Below are 6,835 nucleotides of genomic sequence, written 5' to 3' on the forward strand. Positions count from 1 at the left end.
AGCAAGCTGAATCAGCGGCGCCGGACGAAAGTCCGGCGCCGTTTTTCTTTGTCCGCTGCAATCCCGCCAGGAAATGAAGGCGGTTTCCGGCACAGCTTCAGTCGCCGTCGCTGGCGAGGAAGGCTTCCAGCGATTTCACGGCCTGCCGGTAGCCGCGATCGATGATCTCGTCGAGCCGCTTCCAGTCGAACAGGCCGATGCCCGACACCGGCATGCGCAGATAGAGATCGGCACAAGCCGCGCGTGCCTTGATGCCGCTTTCACTGGCCAAGGTGGCGCTGCGGAACAGGATGTCAGCCAGGGTCAGCGGCGGGCCGACGCGGTTACGGCGCAACAGGGCTTCGGGATCCGGCCCTTCGATGCCAGGGGCACTCAGCCCACCTTCAGTTGATACATCGGAGGCGATGATCGGCCCACGGCCCTCGGCCTGCATGATGTCGGTCGGCAGGCTGTTGGCGATCGCGCCGTCGACCAGCAGATCGCCGTTCCAGACCACCGGCGGCGCGACCCCGGGCACCGCCATGCTGGTGCCGATCCACAGCGAAAGAGGCCCCTGGCGATGCACCACGGCCGTACCGCGCGTCAGATTGGTGCTGACGCAGAAATAGGGCAGCGGCAGGTCTTCGATCATCTGCTCGCCGAAGATCGTGCGCAGCCGCGTGCCGAAGCGCCGGCCGCGGATCAGCGACACGCGGGGAATCACGAAATCGTTCAGGAAGTTCTGCTGCACGAAGGTTTCACTGGCGACCCTGCGTAGCTCGCGGCTATCGGCACCACAGGCCAGCAGCCCACCGAAGAAGGCGCCCATGCTGGTACCCCCGACGAGATCGACCGGGCGTCCGAGTTCTTCCAGCGCCCGGATCAGCCCGATGTGCGCGAAACCGCGCGCACCGCCGCCGCCGAGCACCAGGCCCAGCGCCCGACCGCTGAGCAGGCGCGCAAGGCGATCGTGATCGGCATCGACCGTGGGATGCACATGGTGGTGGCTGTCCAGCGCACAGTTCGACGTCCAGTCGCGCAAGTTGGCCGCGGGTGCGTAGCCCTCGCGCAGCATCACCAGTTCGATCGGGGTGCGCAGATGCAGGCGCCGGAGCATCGCCGGCACGCGGCTGTCGATCGGCCGCGCGTATTCGTCGGCAACGATCAGTACCCGGTCGGCCTGGCGCAGGCAGCGCTCGCTCCAGGCCCGGCGCGCGGGATCCGCGCAGTACAGCAGGCGCCGCCCGCTCGCTTCATGCTGCGCCAGCCAGTCGATCAGCCGTGAATTGCCGAGGCTATCAGTCACCGGCAGTTCGGAAGCGCCGGCACCCAGCTCGCTGTCGATGCGCACGGCATCGAGCCGTTCGGGGATCTCACCCTGGCGGCGAAAGGCGCGTTCCAGCCGTTCGACGAACGCAGCGATCGGCACTCCGGGCGTCGCCGGCACGATCGCCAGTGCCGGCCGCGACGGCAGACGGGCCATCGCCGCCGGGCGCAGGTTCTGGCGCATCCGGTGAATCAGCACCCGGGTGATTTCCAGCACCGTCGCGGGATAGCGAACGATGAAGTCCAGCAGCGCCTCGCGACCGATGCGCAGCAGCAGGCTGTCGCGCAGCGCATAGACCTCGCCACTGCGCGGTTCGTCGGCCATCACACTGATCTCGCCGATCGGCTCCAGGCGCAGGATGTCGCCAGCCACCGAACCATCGGGCCGGAATGCGCGCAGGCGTCCGGTGACGACGATGTACAGACAATCGGCCGGGGCGCCGGCCGCGAACAGGGAATCACCTCCGGCAACCTGCACTTCGCTGCACAGCGCGGCGAGCTCGGCGAGCCCGCGGGCATCGAGGCTGGAGAACAGGCTGCACTGGGACAGAATGGCTGCAGCGTCCATGAAACCTCGATTCGGAATGCCCGTCACAAGCCTACCGCCGCAGCCTGCAAAAAGGCGGATCACAGCGGCATTCCAACGACCTTTCGATCGCTGCTGCAGACCTGCTGCCGGCTAAGCTGGCGGCCTGCTTTCCACAGGACATTCCGCATGCACGATCCCGACCGCTACCGCCCGACCGAACGCTTCGGCGACCGGGTCGATGACTATCGCCGCTACCGGCCGGGCTACCCGCCGGCGCTGACCCGCTGGCTGCTCGATGAAGCCGGTCTTGTGCCCGGTGATGCAGTCGCCGACATCGGTTCCGGCACCGGCCTGCTGAGCCGAGATCTGCTGGCCGCCGGCCTGCAGGTGAAAGCCGTCGAGCCGAATGCGGCAATGCGCGCAGCGGCGGAAGTCGAACTGGCATCGTTCGCCGGTTTCAACAGCGTTGCCGGCACCGCGGAAGCGACCGGGCTTCAGGCTGCATCGGTGCGCCTGCTGACCGCAGCGCAAGCCTTCCACTGGTTCGTGCCGCTCAAGGCTCGGGCCGAAGCGCAGCGGGTGCTGGCACCGGGCGGCGCGGCGGCACTGATCTGGAACGTACGCCGCCTCGACGGCGCCTTCGCGATCGCTTACGAGGACCTGCTGATGCGTCGCTGCCCGGATTACGCTGCCGGCCAGCCGCATCAGGCGTCGATCGGCGAGATCGGTGAATTCTTCGGCGACGCGAAGGTTCGCGAAGCGCACTTCGACTATGTCCAGCAGTTCGATTTCGACGGGCTCAAGGGCCGGCTGCTGTCATCGTCCTATACGCCGAAGACCGGCGACGCGGCGCGCGAGCCATTGCTGACCGAGCTGAGAACGATCTTCGACGCTCATCAGCAGCGCAACGCGGTTGCCTTCGAGTACGACTGCCGGGCCTATCTCGCGACGATGGCTTGAAGCTCGGTTCGCGGGTTCAAGCCGTCTTCTGCTTCGCCAGACGGCCGGTGGACAGCACGATGATGCTGCGGCCCTGCGACTGCACCACACCATCTTCCTCGAGCTTCTTCAGCACGCGGCCGGCCATTTCCCGCGAGCAGCCGACGATGCGGGCAATCTCCTGGCGGCTGATCTTGACCAGGACGCCTCGTGAATGAACCTTGGCATCGGGCTGCGTGGCCAGATCCATCAGGGTTCGGGCCAGTCGGCCGGCGACATCGACGAAGGTCAGATCGCGCAGACGGCCGCTGGTATCCCGCAGGCGCGCAGCGAGCTGGCCGGCCAGCTCGAACATGATGTCCGGCTGTTCGCGCACGAAGGCGCGGAACGCGGTGTAGCTGACTTCGGCCAGCAGTGTCGCGGTGCGGGTGCGGACCACGGCGGTGCGCACCTGCTGATCCTGGAACAAACCCATCTCGCCAAAGAAATCGCCGGCATTCAGATAGGCCAGCACCATCTCGCGGCCGTCCTCATCCTCGACCAGCACGCTGACCGACCCGGTGAGGATCAGGAACAGCGATTGCGGATTGGCGCCGGCATGGACGATGGTGTGCTTGGGCGGGTAGCTGCGTTTGTGCGCGGTATTGATATAGGCCTGAACGGCTGGTTTTTCGAGCACGCGACTTTCCCCTGTTTGCCATCTGTTTCGCCGGTCGGATTCCTCGCGGCGTAAACTCCCCGGGCGAAAATATCACAGCTCCATCGGGGCTCCATTAAAGGGCCGGAAAAGCCAATGCAAGCAAGGGTTCAGTGGCACGAGAACGCCGTTTTCATCGCCGAAAGCGGCAGCGGTCACGCCATCGTCGTCGATGGTCCGGCCGAGATCGGCGGGCGCAATCTCGGCGTGCGGCCGATGGAGCTGATGCTGATGTCGGTGGGCTCCTGCTCGGCGGTCGACATCGTGCAGATTCTGAAAAAAGCACGCCAGCCAGTCAGTGGCTGCGAAGTGAAAGTGGACGGCGAACGCGCCGAAACCGATCCCAAGGTGTTCACCAAGATCCACCTGCATTTCATCGTCTCGGGCGTTGGCCTGTCGGACAACCACGTCAAGCGGGCGGTGCAGTTGTCGGCCGAAAAGTACTGCTCGGCGTCGATCATGCTGGCCAAGGCTGCCGAGATCACCCACGGCTACGAGATCCGCGACGGCGCCTGATTCGGAGCCTCGTCGGGCTCGCCGCGCGGGGCTGTCATTCCCCGGTCATGAGACCTGAGGAAATTCGCCGGGAAATTTGATGGATAATGTCGGCCCTTCGCGGTTTCGCGCGGGGCCATGGTTTTCTGTTTGCCCCTACTGGGAGAGGCGCGTTGGCAAAGCCCACGAACAATCCGAAGCTCAAGCTGCTTGGGTTCAACAACCTGACGAAGAGCCTGAGCTTCAACATCTACGACATCTGCTATGCGCGTAATCAGCAGCAGCAGCAGGAATACATCGAGTACATCGACGAGGCCTACAACGCCGAGCGTTTGACTGCGATCCTGACCGAGGTGGCGCACATCATCGGCGCCAACATCCTCAACGTGGCACGCCAGGATTACGATCCGCAGGGCGCCTCGGTGACGATGCTGATCTCCGAAGGCCACCTCGACGGCATGCCGGATCCGAGCCCGAGCAAGAACTCGGTGGTGAGCCATCTCGACAAGAGCCACATCACCGTCCACACCTATCCGGAGAATCATCCGGATGCTGGTATCTCGACGTTCCGCGCCGATATCGATGTCTCGACCTGCGGCAAGATTTCACCGCTGAAGGCCTTGAACTACCTGATCAAGAGCTTCGAAAGCGACATCGTGGTGATGGATTACCGCGTCCGCGGCTTCACCCGCAACGTGCGCGGCATGAAGCACTACATCGACCACACGATCGATTCGATCCAGAACTTCCTGTCACGCGAAGTGAAGGACAAGTACGACATGGTCGACGTCAACGTCTATCAGGAGAACATCTTCCACACCAAGATGCGCCTGAAGCAGCTCAATCTCGATACCTACCTGTTCGGCGAAGGTTCGTCGGAACTGCCACCGCGTGAAGCCAAGCGCATTCGCGAGCGGGTTGATCACGAGATCATGGAAATCTTCTACGGACGCAACATTCAGCGCTGAAGGTCGCGCCGTTCTAAGCCCGCCGATGGCGGGCTTTTTTGTTGCCCCCCGATCCTCGAAGGGCACGCGCCAGGGTCAAGACACTCCGAATGCTGCGGGAAGCGCAGCAAACTGGTAAGAATGCGAGGGCAATCCCCCTATTCGCGAAACCGCTGCCGAACCTGTCATTGCACTCCCGAAACCTGACGTGAAAACCTTGTTCGGATCGATTGCTGCAGTTCTCCTCGGGCGCCGACCGGAAATGCCGGTGATCCGCCCCGAGTGGCAGGCCGAGTTCGCTGAAGACTGCAATAGAACGGCGGTTTCCAACATCCGCAAGCTGTTCTGGGCGGCCACCTTGCTGAATCTGGTGGCCCTCGTCACCTACGATCTGCCGCTCTATCGGCACGGCCTGTTCGAGCAGTACCGGATGTACGGCGATCTGGTGGTCTGGCGGCTGGTCAACATCGTCATGCTGGGCACCTGGCTGATCACGGCGCACCGACTCGGCAACAACCTGGCACCCGACACCGCGCGCCAGATGACCGCGATCGCGATTCCGCTCGCGCTGCTGTTCTGCATCTGGCACGCGCTGCTGAGCCAGACGCTGGCGATCGATGTATCGATCTACGCACTGGTCCTGCTGGTGATCGCCGGGATGATCGTCACCCCCAGCCGCCTGAAACTGATCGCCTACCCGATCAGCTTCGGAATCCTGATCACCGGCCTCGCGCTGATCAATCCGAATCCGCTGGTGTCGTATGCGGTCGGCGTCAATGCTTTCTGCATCACGGCCTGCGCGATGGTGGCAGACGAGGTCTGGTACCGCGCTACGGTCCGCAGCTTCGTGCTGCGCAAGACGCTGACCGAAGAACGCAGCCGCGCCGACGAGTTGTTGCGCAATATCCTGCCGGACGCCATCGCCGACCGCCTGAAGCGCGGCGAAAATCACGTCGTCGAGTTCCATGACGACGTCTCGGTGCTGTTCGCCGATGTCGTCGGCTTCACGCAGCTGGCCGCGACACTGCCGCCAAGCCAGTTGATCCAGCTGCTCGAAACCCTGTTCAAGGCCTTCGACGAGATCGCCGACATGCACGGCGTCGAGAAGATCAAGACCGTCGGCGATGCCTACATGGCGGCAGCCGGCGTGCCGGACGCCGTGCCGGACCACGCTGAAAGAGTGGCCCGCATGGCGCTGGCGATGCTCACCACCTGCGACGCCCTGAGCCGCGAATCCGGCATGCCGCTGAACCTGCGCATCGGCATCGACGCCGGCCCGGCAATCAGTGGCGTGATCGCGCAGAAGAAATTCGCCTACGACCTCTGGGGCGACACGGTGAACACCGCCAGCCGCATGGAAACCAGCGGCGCGGTCAGCCGGATTCACGTCACCGAAGCGTTCCGTCAGCGGCTGGGCGGCCACTTCGTGTTCGAGCGCCGCGGCCATCTGGAATTGAAGGGCAAGGGACTGGTCCCCAGCCATTTCCTGGTCAGCGAAGCAGAAGCCCGCGCGGCCTGAGTCAGCAGCTGCGCGCCAGACGGATGCCGCTGAACTGCCAGCGCGTCGCCGCCGGGAAGAAATTGCGATAGCTGGTGCGCAGATGCCCTGGCGGCGTTGCGCAGGAACCGCCGCGCAGCACCATCTGGTTGATCATGAACTTGCCGTTGTATTCGCCGACGGCGCCGGTCGCCGGCCGAAAACCGGGATACGGCAGATAGGCGCTGTGCGTCCATTGCCAGCGTTCACCGGTCATGTGCGCGAGCACAGCACTATCGACAGACTGCGCGGCAATTTCCCATTCGGCTTCGGTCGGCAGTCTCGCCTCGGCCCAGCGGGCAAAGGCATCGGCCTCGTAATAGCTGACGTGGCAGCCCGGCGCCGCTGCCGCGCGCGGCTGGCGCCCGGCCAGCGTGTAGTGGCTG

At 64.3% G+C, this 6,835-nt stretch carries 7 protein-coding genes; 4 read left to right on the forward strand and 3 right to left on the reverse strand.

What is annotated here, in order from left to right; all coding sequences use genetic code 11:
* Positions 1-97: 97 nt before the first annotated feature.
* Positions 98-1,873, reverse strand: a complete 1,776-nt coding sequence (locus tag QZY06_RS16455; protein WP_295686146.1) for a patatin-like phospholipase family protein — start codon at positions 1,871-1,873, stop codon at positions 98-100.
* Between the two features lie 147 nt (positions 1,874-2,020).
* Between QZY06_RS16455 and QZY06_RS16460 the strand changes: the two genes are divergently transcribed.
* A complete protein-coding gene (locus QZY06_RS16460) occupies positions 2,021-2,794 on the forward strand; it encodes a class I SAM-dependent methyltransferase (protein WP_295686147.1) in 774 nt (257 codons plus the stop codon).
* A gap of 16 nt (positions 2,795-2,810) precedes the next feature.
* Here QZY06_RS16460 and crp read toward each other — a convergent pair whose 3' ends face one another.
* Complete coding sequence (gene crp / locus QZY06_RS16465) at positions 2,811-3,452, reverse strand: cAMP-activated global transcriptional regulator CRP (RefSeq protein WP_295686148.1); 642 nt, start codon at positions 3,450-3,452, stop codon at positions 2,811-2,813.
* A 114-nt stretch (positions 3,453-3,566) separates the two neighbouring features.
* On the opposite strand from crp, the gene QZY06_RS16470 reads away from it, so the two are divergent.
* The 3 genes from QZY06_RS16470 to QZY06_RS16480 all read left to right on the forward strand — a co-directional run bounded on the left by QZY06_RS16470 (position 3,567) and on the right by QZY06_RS16480 (position 6,431).
* Positions 3,567-3,986 (forward strand): OsmC family protein, encoded by a 420-nt coding sequence (locus QZY06_RS16470; RefSeq protein WP_295686149.1) that lies wholly within the window; start codon positions 3,567-3,569, stop codon positions 3,984-3,986.
* Positions 3,987-4,138: 152 nt separating this feature from the next.
* Complete coding sequence (gene speD, locus QZY06_RS16475) at positions 4,139-4,933, forward strand: adenosylmethionine decarboxylase (protein WP_295686150.1); 795 nt, start codon at positions 4,139-4,141, stop codon at positions 4,931-4,933.
* 247 nt (positions 4,934-5,180) lie between these two features.
* On the forward strand, positions 5,181-6,431 hold the full coding sequence (locus tag QZY06_RS16480) for an adenylate/guanylate cyclase domain-containing protein (RefSeq protein WP_295686151.1): 1,251 nt from the start codon (positions 5,181-5,183) through the stop codon (positions 6,429-6,431).
* A gap of 1 nt (position 6,432) precedes the next feature.
* On the opposite strand, the gene QZY06_RS16485 is transcribed toward QZY06_RS16480, so the two are convergent.
* A partial coding sequence (locus QZY06_RS16485) for an SUMF1/EgtB/PvdO family nonheme iron enzyme (RefSeq protein WP_295686152.1) occupies positions 6,433-6,835 on the reverse strand: 403 nt, incomplete at its 5' end.

This window comes from uncultured Nevskia sp., assembly GCF_903885465.1.
Taxonomy (GTDB): Bacteria; Pseudomonadota; Gammaproteobacteria; order Nevskiales; family Nevskiaceae; genus Nevskia.